Source organism: Kitasatospora sp. NPDC048239 (assembly GCF_043202015.1).
In the GTDB taxonomy this organism is placed as follows: domain Bacteria; phylum Actinomycetota; class Actinomycetes; order Streptomycetales; family Streptomycetaceae; genus Kitasatospora.
The window spans coordinates 69,694-83,877 of sequence record NZ_JBICZP010000021.1; the positions used below are offsets into that span (position 1 = coordinate 69,694).

Annotated in this window: 9 protein-coding genes; 1 reads left to right on the forward strand and 8 read right to left on the reverse strand. The window is 73.9% G+C overall.

Going from position 1 to position 14,184, the window contains the following annotated elements; all coding sequences use genetic code 11:
• Positions 1-48 precede the first annotated feature (48 nt).
• The 7 genes from ACGFZP_RS35835 to ACGFZP_RS35865 form a co-directional block, all read right to left on the reverse strand.
• Positions 49-873 (reverse strand): segregation and condensation protein A, encoded by an 825-nt coding sequence (locus ACGFZP_RS35835; RefSeq protein ID WP_392940936.1) that lies wholly within the window; start codon positions 871-873, stop codon positions 49-51.
• A 561-nt stretch (positions 874-1,434) separates the two neighbouring features.
• Complete coding sequence (locus ACGFZP_RS35840) at positions 1,435-2,076, reverse strand: hypothetical protein (protein ID WP_392940938.1); 642 nt, start codon at positions 2,074-2,076, stop codon at positions 1,435-1,437.
• Positions 2,073-3,149, reverse strand: a complete 1,077-nt coding sequence (locus tag ACGFZP_RS35845) for a ParA family protein (protein WP_392940971.1) — start codon at positions 3,147-3,149, stop codon at positions 2,073-2,075. Before ACGFZP_RS35845 ends, ACGFZP_RS35840 begins: the two co-directional genes overlap by 4 nt.
• 658 nt (positions 3,150-3,807) lie before the next feature.
• Positions 3,808-4,923 (reverse strand): alanine dehydrogenase, encoded by a 1,116-nt coding sequence (gene ald, locus ACGFZP_RS35850; RefSeq protein WP_387949136.1) that lies wholly within the window; start codon positions 4,921-4,923, stop codon positions 3,808-3,810.
• Positions 4,924-5,184: 261 nt separating this feature from the next.
• The gene (locus tag ACGFZP_RS35855; protein WP_392940940.1) at positions 5,185-7,494 is read right to left on the reverse strand and encodes an AAA family ATPase; all 2,310 of its coding nucleotides are present in this window, start codon (positions 7,492-7,494) and stop codon (positions 5,185-5,187) included.
• A 222-nt stretch (positions 7,495-7,716) separates the two neighbouring features.
• Positions 7,717-8,361, reverse strand: a complete 645-nt coding sequence (locus ACGFZP_RS35860; protein ID WP_392940942.1) for an NUDIX domain-containing protein — start codon at positions 8,359-8,361, stop codon at positions 7,717-7,719.
• A 91-nt stretch (positions 8,362-8,452) separates the two neighbouring features.
• Complete coding sequence (locus ACGFZP_RS35865) at positions 8,453-10,087, reverse strand: CTP synthase (RefSeq protein ID WP_392940944.1); 1,635 nt, start codon at positions 10,085-10,087, stop codon at positions 8,453-8,455.
• Positions 10,088-10,851: 764 nt separating this feature from the next.
• Between ACGFZP_RS35865 and ACGFZP_RS35870 the strand changes: the two genes are divergently transcribed.
• Positions 10,852-12,861, forward strand: a complete 2,010-nt coding sequence (locus tag ACGFZP_RS35870) for a glycoside hydrolase family 15 protein (RefSeq protein WP_392940945.1) — start codon at positions 10,852-10,854, stop codon at positions 12,859-12,861.
• Between the two features lie 45 nt (positions 12,862-12,906).
• On the opposite strand, the gene ACGFZP_RS35875 is transcribed toward ACGFZP_RS35870, so the two are convergent.
• Positions 12,907-14,085 (reverse strand): glycosyltransferase family 4 protein, encoded by a 1,179-nt coding sequence (locus ACGFZP_RS35875; protein ID WP_392940947.1) that lies wholly within the window; start codon positions 14,083-14,085, stop codon positions 12,907-12,909.
• Positions 14,086-14,184: the final 99 nt, after the last annotated feature.

Here is a 14,184-nt window from a genome sequence, read left to right on the forward strand (position 1 = left end):
CGAGCGGGCGCCGGGACACCGGTCGCCCTCCGGCATCAGCACCCGACGTCATCGCTCCTCCTCCTTCTCTCCCACCGGCCGACTCTCTCCCACCGGCCGACTCTCTCCCGCCGGCCGGTCGAACTCGTCCGTGACCTCGACCACCCCGCGGTCAGCGTCGGCCACCCAGCGCACCAGCAGCTCCTCCAGCGCCTCCGGCTGCTCGAAGGCCACCACCCGCTCCCGGTAGAGCTCCAGCAGTGCCAGGAAGCGGGCGACCACCACCAGGTCGTCCGGCGCGTCCGCGACCAGCCGCTGGAACGTCGCCTCCCCCAGCTCCGTGAGCAGCCCGACCACCAGGCCCGCCTGCTCCCGCACGCTGACCGGCGGGGCGTGGATGTGGTCGACGTAGACGACCGGCTCCGGCTTGGGCGTCATCGCCTTGGCCGCCAGCTCCGCGAACCGCTCCAGGCCGACGCCGATCACGACCTCGGGCAGCAGCTGCGCGTGGTGGGGCTCCAGCCCGACCGTCCGGGGCCGCCGGAGCAGCTCGGCGGCCCAGCGCTCGCCGAACAGGGCCGCCGCCCGCTTGTAGGCCCGGTACTGCAGCAGACGGGCGAACAGCAGGTCGCGCGCCTCCAGCAGCGCGAGGTCCTCCTCGTCCTCGACCTCGGCGGCGGGCAGCAGCCGGGCGGCCTTGAGGTCGAGCAGCGTGGCGGCGACGACCAGGAACTCGGTCGTGGCGTCCAGATCCCAGTCCGGACCCATCGCCCGGATGTGCGCCATGAACTCGTCGGTGACGGTCGCCAGCGCCACCTCGGTGACGTCCATCCGGTGCTTGGCGATCAGGCTGAGCAGCAGGTCGAACGGACCCTCGAAGTTGTCCAGCCGCACCCGGAACCCGCCCCGCGGCTCATCGGCCGTCCCGCCCGGCCCAGCGGCTCGACAGGCCCCGGCGGCCTCACCCGAGGCGGCAGCCGAGGCGGCACCCGAAGCAGCGACGGACGCGGAAGCAGCAGATGAGGAGGACGGCGGGGACGAGGAGGAGGCAGCGGCGGACACACGCGCTGCAGGCGGTTCGGAGGTGCTCGGCATGACGGTCCATCTTCACCCGGCCCCGCCGCCCGCCCCTCGCCGGGGCCGTCGACACGCCGTGGCGCGTCCGGCACACCGCGGATCACATCCGCCCCGGCCACAGGCCCGTCATGCTCGACCCGACGGCTCCCGAAGCCCGCGACACTTCACAGCGGCCTCACAGCGGCCTCACAGCGGCCTCCAGCGGCCCACCAGGCCCCGACAGCGGCCCTCAACCGCCCCACCGCGGCCCACAACGGCCACCGGCCCCCCTGGAACGCCCGGAGCCCCCCTCGGCCCGCAGAACCCGCCAACAGGCCCACCGGGACCCCAGACGCCCACAAGCGCCCTCCAGGGCCCACCAGGCCCCTCCAGGCGCCCTCAGCGCCCGCGCAGCCGCCGCACCAGGATGCTGGCCTCGCCGCGCTGCTCCAGGTCCGCCAGAACCACGGCGATGGCCTCCCGGACGATCCGACCGCGGTCCACGGCCAGGCCGTGCTCGCCGCGCAGCACCAGACGGGTGTGCTCCAGGTCCATCAGTTCCTCGGCGGACACGTACACGGTGATCTTCTCGTCGTGCCGCTCCCGCCCGCTGGGGCGGCGCGGGGCACGACCGCGCGGACGGGGGCGCCCGTTCCCGCCCGACTGCTCCTCGGCGGCGCCGGCGTGCTGCCGGGGCGCCGGAGCGGCCGCCCGACCGCCCGGCAAGGCCTTCCCCGCCTGCGCGGCGGCCTGCGCACCACCCGGCCCGACACCCTGCCCTGCGCCCTGCTGCAGCCCCGAGGGCTGCGCCGGCCCCGGCACAGCGGCCCCGGGGGCCGGCTGCCGGCGCTCGTACGGCTGCCCGGCCTCGTCGGCACCCTCGGCACCCTCGGCGCCGTCCGCAGCGCCGGCACCGGCACCGTTGACGGCCCGCGCGGTCTCCGGTCTGGGCGCCTCGGCGGCCGGACGCGACGCGAGGGAGGGCGACAGCGCCATCCCGCCGGTGGTCCGGAACAGCTCGTCGGCACCCGGGAGACTCACTCGGCGGGGCGGCACCGGTCGAGCACCTCCCTGGCGAGCTGACGATAGGCGGCGGCACCGACCGAGTTGGTCGCGTACGTCGTGATCGGCTCGCCGGCGACGGTGGTCTCCGGGAAGCGCACGGTCCGGCCGATGACGGTGTGGAAGACGTGGTCGCCGAACGCCTCGACGACCCGGGCCAGCACCTCGCGGCTGTGCACGGTGCGCGAGTCGTACATGGTGGCGAGGATGCCGTCCAGCCGCAGCTCGGGGTTGAGCCGCTCGCAGACCTTCTCGATGGTCTCGGTGAGCAGCGCGACACCGCGCAGCGCGAAGAACTCGCACTCCAGCGGGACGATGACGCTGTGAGCGGCCGTCAGGGCATTGACCGTCAGCAGGCCCAGCGAGGGCTGGCAGTCGATGATGACGTAGTCGTAGTCGGGCAGCAGCGGCTTCAGGGCGCGCGCCAGCGCGGACTCCCGGGCCACCTCGCTGACCAGCTGCACCTCGGCGGCCGACAGGTCGATGTTGGAGGGCAGCAGGTCCATGCCCGGCACCGCGGTCTTCAGCAGCACCTCATCGGCCGTCAGGCCCCGCTCCATGAGCAGGTTGTAGACGGTGACGTCGAGTTCCATCGGGTTGACACCGAGGCCCACGGACAGCGCGCCCTGCGGGTCGAAGTCGACGAGCAGCACCCGGCGGCCGTACTCGGCCAGCGCGGCGCCCAGGTTGATGGTCGACGTGGTCTTGCCGACGCCGCCCTTCTGGTTGCACATCGCGATGATCTGCGCGGGGCCGTGCTCGGCGACCGGCGCGGGGATCGGGAAGTACGGCAGCGGACGGCCCGTCGGACCGACCCGCTCGCGGCGCTGACGCGCGGCGTCGGGGGCCAGCGTGGCGGCGTACTCCGGGTCCGGCTCGTACTCGGCGTCCGGGTCGTCGTAGGCGCCGTAGGCGAACTCGCCGTAGGCCAGGCCGTGGGCCGGCAGATCGGCGTCGAAGTCCGTCACCGTGGTCACCTGGGTCACCTGTGCTGTGTTCTGGCGTGCTTCGAAAGTACGGAGAGCGACCGAGCCGACCTCGGCCGAGCCCACGGTGGCCTGCCGGGCCCCGGGCTCCTCACTCGGCAGTCCGGCGGCGTGCTCCGCCAGTCCTGGCTGACCACCCCCGGGAGCAAATGTCGACTCATTCACAAGTCGTCTTACCTCCTTGGGCATCCAGGACTCTATGTCGATTCGTCAGCGTGGCAGCATGCCGACGGTTTGCGACTCTAGGCTCTTCAAGGCGTTCGCAGCAACACAATCCACGGTAGTGGGCAGGATGTGTCGACTATCGGGCCACCCGCTGTCAAGGGATGGACCGGCCCTTGACCCTAACGTTTCTGCGGTCGGGTGATGCGACCCACAGAAATTGACGACAGAGCGACCCGCCCATGTCACCGGCCGTTCACGGGCATGGCGAAGCCCCCGGCCCGGGGGAGCGGGTCGGGGGCCTGGGGTCCGCCCCGCGGGGGTCGGACCGGGCCGGGAGGACCGGCGCCGACCAGGCACGGGACCCCCCGAAGGGCACATCACGATCACGGGTGCCCGGCGCCGCCGGGGCACGGCGCCAACCGGCACGCCCGAAGGCCGCCGGAACACGGTGGAAACCGGGCGGCCACGGAGAACCGGGCGACCGCGGCACCCCGAGTCTCCTCGGGACGCCGCGGCCACCCGTCACGGCCACTGACTACCGGTCACCGGACCGCGAACGTCAGGCGAGCACGCTCTCCAGGGAGACGGACTCCAGGCCGAAGGCCTCGGCGACGGCGCCGAAGGTGATCTGGCCCTCGTGCACGTTCAGGCCCTTGGCCAGCGCCGGGTCACGGCGCAGCGCGTCCTTCCAGCCACGGTTGGCCAGCTCCACGATGTAGGGCAGCGTGGCGTTGGTCAGCGCGTAGGTGGAGGTGTTCGGGACGGCGCCCGGCATGTTGGCCACGCAGTAGAAGACCGAGTTGTGGACCTGGAAGGTCGGCTCGGCGTGCGTGGTCGCGTGCGAGTCCTCGAAGCAGCCGCCCTGGTCGATGGCGATGTCGACGAGCACGGAGCCCGGCTTCATGCGGGAGACCAGCTCGTTGGTGACGAGCTTCGGGGCCTTGGCGCCCGGGATCAGCACGGCGCCGATCACCAGGTCGGCCTCCAGGACGGCCTTCTCCAGCTCGAAGGCGTTGGAGGCGATGGCCTTGATCTTGGTGCCGAAGACCTTGTCGGCCTCGCGCAGCTTGTTGATGTCGCGGTCCAGCAGGGTCACCTCGTAGCCCATGCCGATCGCGATGGTGGCCGCGTGCCAGCCGGAGACGCCACCGCCGATGACGACGGCCTTGGCCGGGTGGGTGCCGGGCACGCCGCCGGGCAGCACGCCGCGGCCGCCGGCCGGGCGCATCAGGTGGTACGAGCCGACCTGCGGGGCCAGCCGGCCCGCGACCTCGGACATCGGGGCGAGCAGCGGCAGGGCGCCGTTGGCGAGCTGCACGGTCTCGTACGCGATCGCGGTGGTGCCGGACGCGACCAGCGCGTCGGTGCCGGCGCGGTCGGCCGCCAGGTGCAGGTACGTGAAGACGGTCTGGCCCTTGCGCAGGCGGTGGTACTCCTGCGCGATGGGCTCCTTGACCTTCAGCAGCAGGTCGGCGGTGGCCCACACCTCGTCGGCGGTGGGGAGGATGGTGGCGCCGGCGGCCACGTACTCCTCGTTCGGGATCGAGGAGCCGACACCGGCGTTGTCCTCGATGTAGACCTCGTGCCCGTTGCGGACGAGCTCATGCACGCCGGCGGGCGTGATGGCCACGCGGTACTCGTGGTTCTTGACCTCGCGGGGGATGCCGACCTTCACGGCTAAACACGTCCTCTTGCCATGGGGGTCCCTACCGGAGAAGACCGGCGGGCGACGCGCACGTGGGGAAGCCTCCGGAAGGCACCGGGGCACAGATCGCTGCGCGACTGAGTTCGAGTGTAATGAAGCCCAGGCGGCGTGTCAGCCTTCCAAAGTGAATAAATCCGCCGGACACATTGGCAGGTTCGTAGGCTTCCCCGGCGATCTTCCTGCCAAAGCCACACCAACCAGGCATCTTCGACAATACTCCCGAAGTGCCCTCTACCACCCGGCGTCGACGCGTTCCCGCAGGTCCGCCAGGGCCGCACCGACCGCCTGTCGGCCGCGTTCGTCCCCCAGGCGGCGCAACAGCCCCAGGGCCGCCCGGTACTCCCGATCGGCCTCGTCGAAGCGGCGCTGCGCGGCGTGCGCCTCCGCCACCCGGGTGAGCAGCCTGGCCTCGGCGGCCGGGTCGCCCATGGACTGCCGCAGGCCGAGCGCCCGCCCGTACCAGTCGGCGGCCCGGACGGCGTCGCCGAGCGCGCGGTGGCAGCCGGCCGCGCCCTCCAGGGCCCGGGCGCAGGCGGCCTCGTCGTCCGCCGCCCGGGCGTGCTCCAGGGCAGCCCGGTAGTGCCCGACGGCCGGCTCCCAGCGATTGTCGGCGGCCTGGAGGTCGCCGAGGTTGAGCAGCGCGGCCGCCGCCCGGCGGGCCTTGCCGTGCCGCTCGGCCACCGTCAGCACCAGCTCGTGCAGCTGGTAGAGGTCGGCGGGGGCGGCGGCGCCGGTCAGCGGCAGGGCCCGGAGCAGGGCGGTGACCAGCCGGCCCGCCGAACCGTCCAGATCGCCCTGGCCGATCGCGTCGGCGACCGCGCCGAGCAGCAGGTCGCGCTCGCCGAGCAGCCACTGCCGGGCCTGGACCGCCGAGCGCAGCCGCAGCGGCCCCGGCAGCGGGTCGGGGCCCGGTCCGCCGGCCGGGTCGAGCAGCGCGCGGGCGGAGTCGGTGAGCCGGACCAGGCGCTCCAGCAGGCGGGCCCGGGCGAGTTCGAGCTCGGCGGGCCGGTCCTCGCTCCCGCGCAGCCGGACCAGCCGCGGGTGGAGCCGGCCGGGTACCCGGTAGCGGGGGGTGCCGTCCTCCGCGGGCGGCTCCTCGCCGAGCAGCTCCCGCTCGGCGAGGGCGGCCAGCATCGCGGCGGCCTCCGGGGCCGGGCAGCCCACCAGGGCGGAGGCGGTGCGCAGATCGGCGGTCTGTGCGGGGGCGAGGGTGAGCGCGCGCAGCATCCGCGCCTGGGCGGCCGGCAGTGCGCCGTACAGCAGGGTGAAGGCGCCGACCAGCGGGTCGTTGTCGGGGACGGGGACGGGTTCGGCGGGCTCGGGGCCGGGCTTCACCCAGGCCGCGGGGTCCGTCGCGGGATCCGCGGCGGGCTCCGCCAGGGCCTCGGGGGCCCCCTTGCGCTTCGCCGCGTCCGTACCGCCTGAGGGCGCGGACGCCCGCTTTCCGTCCTCCGCCCCCCCGGAAACCGCCGCCGGGGCCGCGGAGGCCGCCTGAGCCGCCTTCCGGCCGGCCCTGCCGCCCGCGCCGGGCCTCCCGGGCCCAGAAGCCGGCTCCGCCTTGACCGTGCCCGCCTTGACCGTGCCCGCCGTCACCGTGCCCGGCTTCGGCCTCTCCCGCCTCGGCTCCCCTTCCTTCACTCCATCCGCTCCGCCTGCCTTCTCCGAACCGCCCGCCCCATTGGCCCCGCCGACCCCCTCCGACCCGCCCGCCTTCTCCGAACCGCCGGCCTTCCCCGCCCTCCCCTGCGACTGAGCGCCCGCCGTCTCCGGCCGGGCCGCCCCCTCCCGCACCACCCGGGCGAGCTCCGCGGCCGCGTCCGTCACGGCCGCCTTGGGGTTGCCGCGCAGCCAGCCGGCCATCAGCCGCAGCGCCGCCGGCCCGGAGCCGCAGGCCTCCGCGAGGTCGGCCCCGCCGACCGGGTCGCAGCTGATCCGGGTGCCGCCGACGAGGTCGCCGAGCAGCTCGTCCGAGGCCTGCCGGTCCAGCCCGCCGAGGATCACCGGGTCGATGTCCTCGATCCCGGTCAGCGGACCGGCCGTGGTGGCGAGGACGAGGCAGCCGGGCTCGTCGGCGAGCAGCGGCCAGAGCTGTCCGGCGTCCCGCACGTCGTCCAGCACCAGCAGGACGCGCCGCCCCGCCAGCGCCCCGCGCAGCGCGACACAGGCCGGCTCGTCCCGGCCGTCCTCGGCGGATCCGGGCAGCGGCACGGCGCCGACGTCCGCCCCGAGCTGCTCCAGCAGCCGGCGGGCGGCCCTGGCGGGCGGCACCCGGCCGCCGTCGGGCGCGGACAGCCGGGCGAACAGCACGCCGTCGGGGTAGTCGGCGGCGACGGTGACGGCGAAGCGCACCGCCAGCGCGGTACGGCCCGAGCCGGGGCGGCCGGCCAGCACCAGGACGGTGCTGCGGCCGTCCGCGGGGCGGGCGGCGGCGGCCCGCAGGGCTGCCAGCTCGGCGCGCCGGCCGACGAACAGCGCCGGCCCGGCGGGCAGCCGGTCCAGCGCGGGGGCGCCCTCGGCGGTCATCGCGGGCCGTGCGTCCATCGTCGCCGTTTTCCTCGCCACCCGTGCCACTCCCGACGGTCACCCAGCTCAGCGGAGGCGGCCCGCGACGGGCGCCCGTCTGCGAAGCGTAGTTCGACCGTCCGGCTCAGCGGGGGTGACATCCGGTCGTACGAACCGGCAATCACCCCCGCGGATCAACCCGGAGGCCGGGAGCCGTTCGCCCACGCCCGGAGCCGCCCGCTCAGGCCCGGAGCCGTCCGCTCACGCCTGGAACGGCCTGGCCGGCCAGGGCGAGTCGCCCGGGCGCAGCGCGTCCAGCCCGCCGGGGCCGGTGATCGCGGCGTGCAGGGCGAGGGTGCCGGTGATCAGCGTCGGGTTGTGCAGCTCCCCGGCGTGGATCAGCCGGACCAGCTCGGGGACGGGCACCCGGGCGACCTCGATCTCCAGCTCCTCGCCGTGCGCCTCGTAGCGGTCGCCCTCGGCCTCGCCGAGGTCGGTGGCGAGGAAGAGCCGCAGCGCCTCGTCGGTGCCGCCCGGGGAGGTGTAGAAGTCGACCAGCACCTGCCACCGGCCGGCCTTGCAGTGCGCCTCCTCGTACAGCTCGCGCTGGGCGGCGTGCAGCGGGTTCTCACCGGGCACGTCGAGCAGGCCCGCGGGAAGCTCCCACAGGCGCTGGCGGACGGGGTGGCGGTACTGGCGCAGGATCAGCACCCGCTGCCGGTCGTCCAGGGCCAGCACGGAGACCGAGCCGGGGTGGGTCTGGTAGTCGCGGCGGGCCCAGCCGCCGTCGGGCATCCGGACCTCCTCGGTGCGCACCCCGGTGACCCTCCCCTGGAACGGGGTGCTGCTCCCCCGGATCTCCCACTCCTCGGCCACGTCGCGGATCTGCGGCTGCCGGTCGTCCATCGGTCTCCCCTTTTCGTCAGTACGACACAATCTAACGCCGAACGGCGGCCCCGCGGGAATCGCGGGGCCGCCGTTCGGTGATCGACACGTCCTACTGGCCGGCCGTCTTGATCTCGATGGCCGCCTTCACCAGACCCGCGAAGAGCGGGTGCGGGCGGGTCGGGCGGGACTTCAGCTCCGGGTGGGCCTGGGTGGCCACCAGGTAGGGGTGCACCTCGCGCGGGTACTCGACGTACTCGACCAGGTCGCCCTTCGGGGACAGGCCGGAGAACTGCAGGCCGGTCTTCTCCAGGTCCGCCCGGTAGGCGTTGTTGACCTCGTAGCGGTGGCGGTGGCGCTCCTCGACGTACTGCTCGCCGCCGTAGACCTCGCGGACGATCGAGCCCTCGGCGAGCTTCGCCGGGTAGAGGCCCAGGCGCATGGTGCCTCCCAGGTCGCCCTTGCCGTCGACGATCGCCAGCTGCTCGGCCATGGTGGAGATCACCGGGTACTTGGCGGCCGCGTCGAACTCGGTGGAGTTGGCGTCGGGCAGGCCGGCCAGGTTGCGGGCGGCCTCGATGACCACGCACTGCAGGCCGAGGCACAGGCCCAGCAGCGGCACCTTGTTCTCGCGGGCGTAGGTGATCGCCTGGACCTTGCCGTCCACACCGCGGTCGCCGAAGCCGCCGGGGATGCAGATCGCGTCCACGTCGCCCAGCTGCTCGCGCGCGCCCTCGGGCGTGGTGCAGTGGTCCGAGGTGACCCACTTGATCTCGACCCGGGCGTTGTTGGCGAAACCGCCGGCGCGCAGCGCCTCGGTCACCGACAGGTAGGCGTCCGGCAGGTCGATGTACTTGCCGACCAGGGCGACCTTGACGATGTGCTGCGGCTCGTGGACGCGGCGCAGCAGGTCGTCCCAGGTGGTCCAGTCCACGTCGCGGAACGGCAGGTCCAGGCGGCGCACCACGTAGGCGTCCAGGCCCTCGCCGTGCAGCACCTTGGGGATGTCGTAGATCGACTTGGCGTCGATGGCCGCGACCACGGCCTCCTCGTCCACGTCGCACATCAGCGAGATCTTGCGCTTGATGCTCTGCGGCACCTCGCGGTCGGCGCGCAGCACGATGGCGTCCGGCTGGATGCCGATGTTGCGCAGGGCCGCGACGGAGTGCTGGGTGGGCTTGGTCTTCAGCTCGCCCGAGGGGCCGATGTACGGCAGCAGCGAGACGTGCACGAAGAAGACGTTGTCCCGGCCGACCTCGTGGCGGACCTGGCGGACGGCCTCCAGGAACGGCAGCGACTCGATGTCGCCGACGGTGCCGCCGACCTCGGTGATCACCACGTCGACGTCCTCGGTCGCCATCCGGCGGATCCGGGCCTTGATCTCGTTGGTGATGTGCGGGATGACCTGGACGGTGTCGCCCAGGTACTCGCCGCGGCGCTCCTTGGCGATGACGGTCGAGTACACCTGGCCGGTGGTGACGTTCGCCGAGCCGTGCAGGTTGGTGTCGAGGAACCGCTCGTAGTGGCCGACGTCGAGGTCGGTCTCGGCGCCGTCGTCGGTGACGAAGACCTCACCGTGCTGGAACGGGTTCATGGTGCCCGGGTCCACGTTGAGGTACGGGTCGAGCTTCTGCATCGTCACGCGCAGTCCGCGGGCCTTGAGCAGGGCGCCCAGGCTGGAGGCGGTGAGGCCCTTGCCGAGCGAAGAGGCGACACCCCCGGTGACGAAGAGGTGCTTGGTCGTCACGGCGCGGCCGTTCGATGCCTTGCCGGAATGGGGCTGTGCCAAGAGGGGGCTCCCGTGGGTCGCGTGTCGAAGGTGACTTGGGCGGGGGGCTCTCGGCTCGCCTGGCGACGGGAGTGCGGTGCGGTGCACGGCACTCGGAGGGTCGTCGGTTCAGCTGGTCCGGGGCGTTTGATCCCACCAGTCCACGGGATACCAGGGTATCAGTGCCCCGGCCTGGGCGCGTTCCGGGCCGCTCGCGCCACCCCGGGGGCGCACTCCCGGCGCACCACCCGCGCACCATCCGGCGCATTCGCCACACCGGTCGCACCACCACCGGGGCGGGCCACTCCGGGCCGCGTGGCCGGGCCATCACCGCCCCTCCGGACGGGCCATCCGGAGCTGATCCTTCCGAGCCATCCTGCACGGCTCCCCCGCGATGCACGGCATTTCCGCCGAATTGTGGCGCCACACGGAGCTGCGCCCGCGTGCTTCGCCCCTTTCGTCCGTCGTAAGCTTCACGGACGCATCGCCGACAGCAGAGCACGCGGAGGGCGTGGGAGGGTCAGGACTCTCTCGGTCCCCGATGCGCGACCGGACCTCCCCGTAATCCAGCTCCTCCCCACCCACTCCAGGGGCTCGATCGAACCCCACGCGGACACTCCAGCAAGGCCCGCCACCACCCTTCGGCGAGCCGGACGTCCCGGGGTGGCACCCCGGCCCCGCAAACCGCTGGCTCAAACCGGATCGCCGATGCGTCGTGACCACATTGCGAACTGGAGATCCACGTGGCCGGCCGTATCGAGGACTACGCACTCATCGGGGACATGCAGACCGCCGCCCTGGTCAGCAGGGACGGGGCGGTCGACTGGCTGTGCCTGCCCCGATTCGACTCGCCGGCCGTCTTCGCCGGCCTGCTGGGCACCGATGAACACGGCTTCTGGCGGATCGGGCCGGCCGAGATGGTCGCCACCGACCTCCCCGCCCCGGCCGCCCCCGCCCAGGCCGAGGCGGCGGCCGCCGCCGCACGCGTCCGGCTCGCCGACACCGGCGACCTCCGGGTCCCGCCGCCCACCGCCGCCGCGCCGGCCGTCCCCGCCGACCGGCGCCGCTACCGGGGCGACTCGCTCGTCCTGGAGCAGGAGTGGGACACCGCGGGCGGCAGCGTCCGGGTGATCGACTTCATGCCGCCGAGACCGCTGGCCGGCCGCGACTCCGTCCCCCAGATGATCCGGATCGTCGAGGGCGTGAGCGGCACCGTGCGGATGCGCTCGGCCCTGCGGATGCGCTTCAGCTACGGCCGGATCGTCCCCTGGGTGCACCGCGTCGAGCAGGCCGACGGCGGCCACCGCACCGTCGCCGTGGCCGGCCCCGACTCCGTCTGGCTGGACGGCGAGGCCGAGACGTACGGGCGCAACCTCACCACCTACGCCGACTTCACCGTCACCGCCGGTGAGCGGATCGCCTTCGCCCTCACCTGGCAGGCGTCCCACCTGGAGGCGCCGACCGCCCCGGACGCAGAGGAGATGCTCGACGCCACCACCGACTTCTGGCACGAGTGGGCCGGCCAGTGCACCTACCAGGGCCCCTACCGCGAGGCCGTGATCCGCTCGCTGATCACCCTCAAGGGCCTCACCTACGCCCCCACCGGCGGCATCGTCGCGGCCCCCACCACCTCGCTGCCCGAGGACATCGGCGGCGAGCGCAACTGGGACTACCGCTACACCTGGCTGCGGGACGCCGCGATCACCCTCTCCTCGCTGCTGCGCACCGGCTACCGCGACGAGGCCAAGGCCTGGCGCGAGTGGCTGCTGCGCGCCGTCGCCGGCGACCCGGAGAACCTGCAGATCATGTACGGCATCGCCGGCGAGCGCGAGCTCACCGAGTCCTCGCTGGACTGGCTGCCCGGCTACGAGGGCTCCCAGCCCGTCCGGGTCGGCAACGGCGCGGCCGGCCAGCTCCAGCTGGACGTCTACGGCGAGGTGGTCGAGGCGCTGCACCTGGCGCACATGACCGGCCTGGTCCGCAACGACCACGCCCACCACCTCCAGCTGCGCCTGATCGAGTACCTGGAGGACCACTGGACCGAGCCGGACGAGGGCATCTGGGAGGTCCGCGGCCCGCGCCGGCACTTCGTCCACTCCAAGGTGATGGCCTGGGTCGCCGTCGACCGCACCATCAAGCTGCTGGAGCAGTCCCCCGAGGACGCCCCCTCCGACGGCCACCTGGAGCGCTGGCGCGAACTGCGCGAGACCATCCACCGGGACGTCTGCGACAAGGGCTACGACCCGGAGCGCAACACCTTCACCCAGTACTACGGCGGCAGGGAGCTGGACGCCTCACTGCTGCTGATCCCGCAGGTCGGGTTCCTGCCGCCGGACGACAAGCGGGTGATCGGCACCATCGAGGCGATCCAGCGCGAACTGTCCACCGAGGACGGCTTCGTCCTGCGCTACCCCACCCACGACGAGAGCGGCAACAACGTCGACGGCCTCTCCGGACACGAGGGCGCCTTCCTGGCCTGCTCGTTCTGGCTCGCCGACGACCTCGCGATGATCGGCCGGGTGCAGGAGGCCCGCGAGCTCTTCGACAAGCTGCTGTCGCTGCGCAACGACATCGGCCTGCTCGCCGAGGAGTGGGACCCGCGCGAGAAGCGCCAGGTCGGGAACTTCCCGCAGGCCTTCAGCCACGTCCCGCTGATCGACACCGCGCTGCGGCTGACCGCCTGCGGCGGCGCCTACCTGTCCGCCCAGCCGGACGGGCGCACGGGCGACCGCACCGAGCAGGCCACCGTCTGACCGGCCGGCCGGACGAGGGCTACGGCTGGGGTTCGAAGACGGGCCCTACCCCCGCTGGACCAGCTCGTCGTAGGTGCTGAGCACCTGGGCGACGGTGGCGGCCTCGTCCGGCCAGGTCTGCGCCTGCTGCCGGCCCGCCTCCGCCAGCCGCTCGCGGCGGGCCGGGTCGGCCAACAGGTCGCGCACGGCCCCGCCGAGGGCGCCCGGGTCTCCGGGCGCCACCAGCACCGCCGCGTCCCCGACCAGTTCGGGGATCCCGCCGACCGCGGTGGCGACCACCGGCACACCGGCCCGCATCGCCTCCTGGACGACCAGCGAGCGGGCCTCCCAGCGGCTGCCGACCACCACCACGTCGGCGGCCGCCAGCAGGTCCGGGACGTCGGTGCGGTAGCCGAGCAGCCGCACCGGGAGCTTCTCCACGGCCACCCGCTCGCGCAGCGCGCCGCCCTCCGGGCCGTCCCCGGCGATCAGCAGCAGCGGCTCCGGGTCCAGCGCGGACAGCTCGCCGGAGGCGTCCAGCAGCACGCCGAAGGCCTTCTGCGGGACGAGCCGGCCCACCGCCAGCACCAGCGGGCGGTCCGGTCCGTCGCCGAGCAGCGCCGTCCGGGCCGCGGTCCGCTCCAGCCGGCCCTCGGGCATCGGCGGGGCCGCGACCGGGCCGAGCCGGGCGTCGGTGGCGCCGAGTTCGCGGGCGCGGGCGACCAGGTCGGAGGAGGCGCCCAGCACCAGGTCGGCGGCGCGCGCCACCCGGCGCTCCATCAGCCGCTGGAGCCGGCGCTCCATGCCGGTGGCCAGCAGCGCGTGGTGCGAGGTGACCACCAGCGGGGTCTCCGGACGCAGCCCGGGGAAGCGGCCGGCGGTGCGCAGCGCCAGGTCGGAGAGGAGTCCGGCGCGCAGCCCGTGGGCGTGGACCACGTCGGCTCCGGTGAACGCCCGGCGCAGCTCGCCGATCGCGGTGGCGTCGCTGCGGGCGCCGGCGGTGGGGGTGATGTCGACCAGGTGGAACCTGGCGCCGGTCCGGGAGAAGCCGAACAGCGCGTCCGTACCGGCCGGCGCACAGACCGTGACGGTCACCCCGTGCGCGACCAGGCCCTGTGCCAGGGAGCGCACGTGCGCACCGATGCCGCCGGTGCTGGCGGCCAGGACGAGTACCACGTGCAGCTGCCCCGGTTCCGGGGCGGCCGCGGTGGCCCGGGCGGCGGAATGGTCCACGTCGTCTCGCATCCGACTCGATCAGGTACTCACGCCGCGCTGCGAGGGTTGCCCGCCGGCGGCGCTCGGGACTGGAAAGCCAGTGTCCAGCCGCCACCTTGCCAGGTCGGC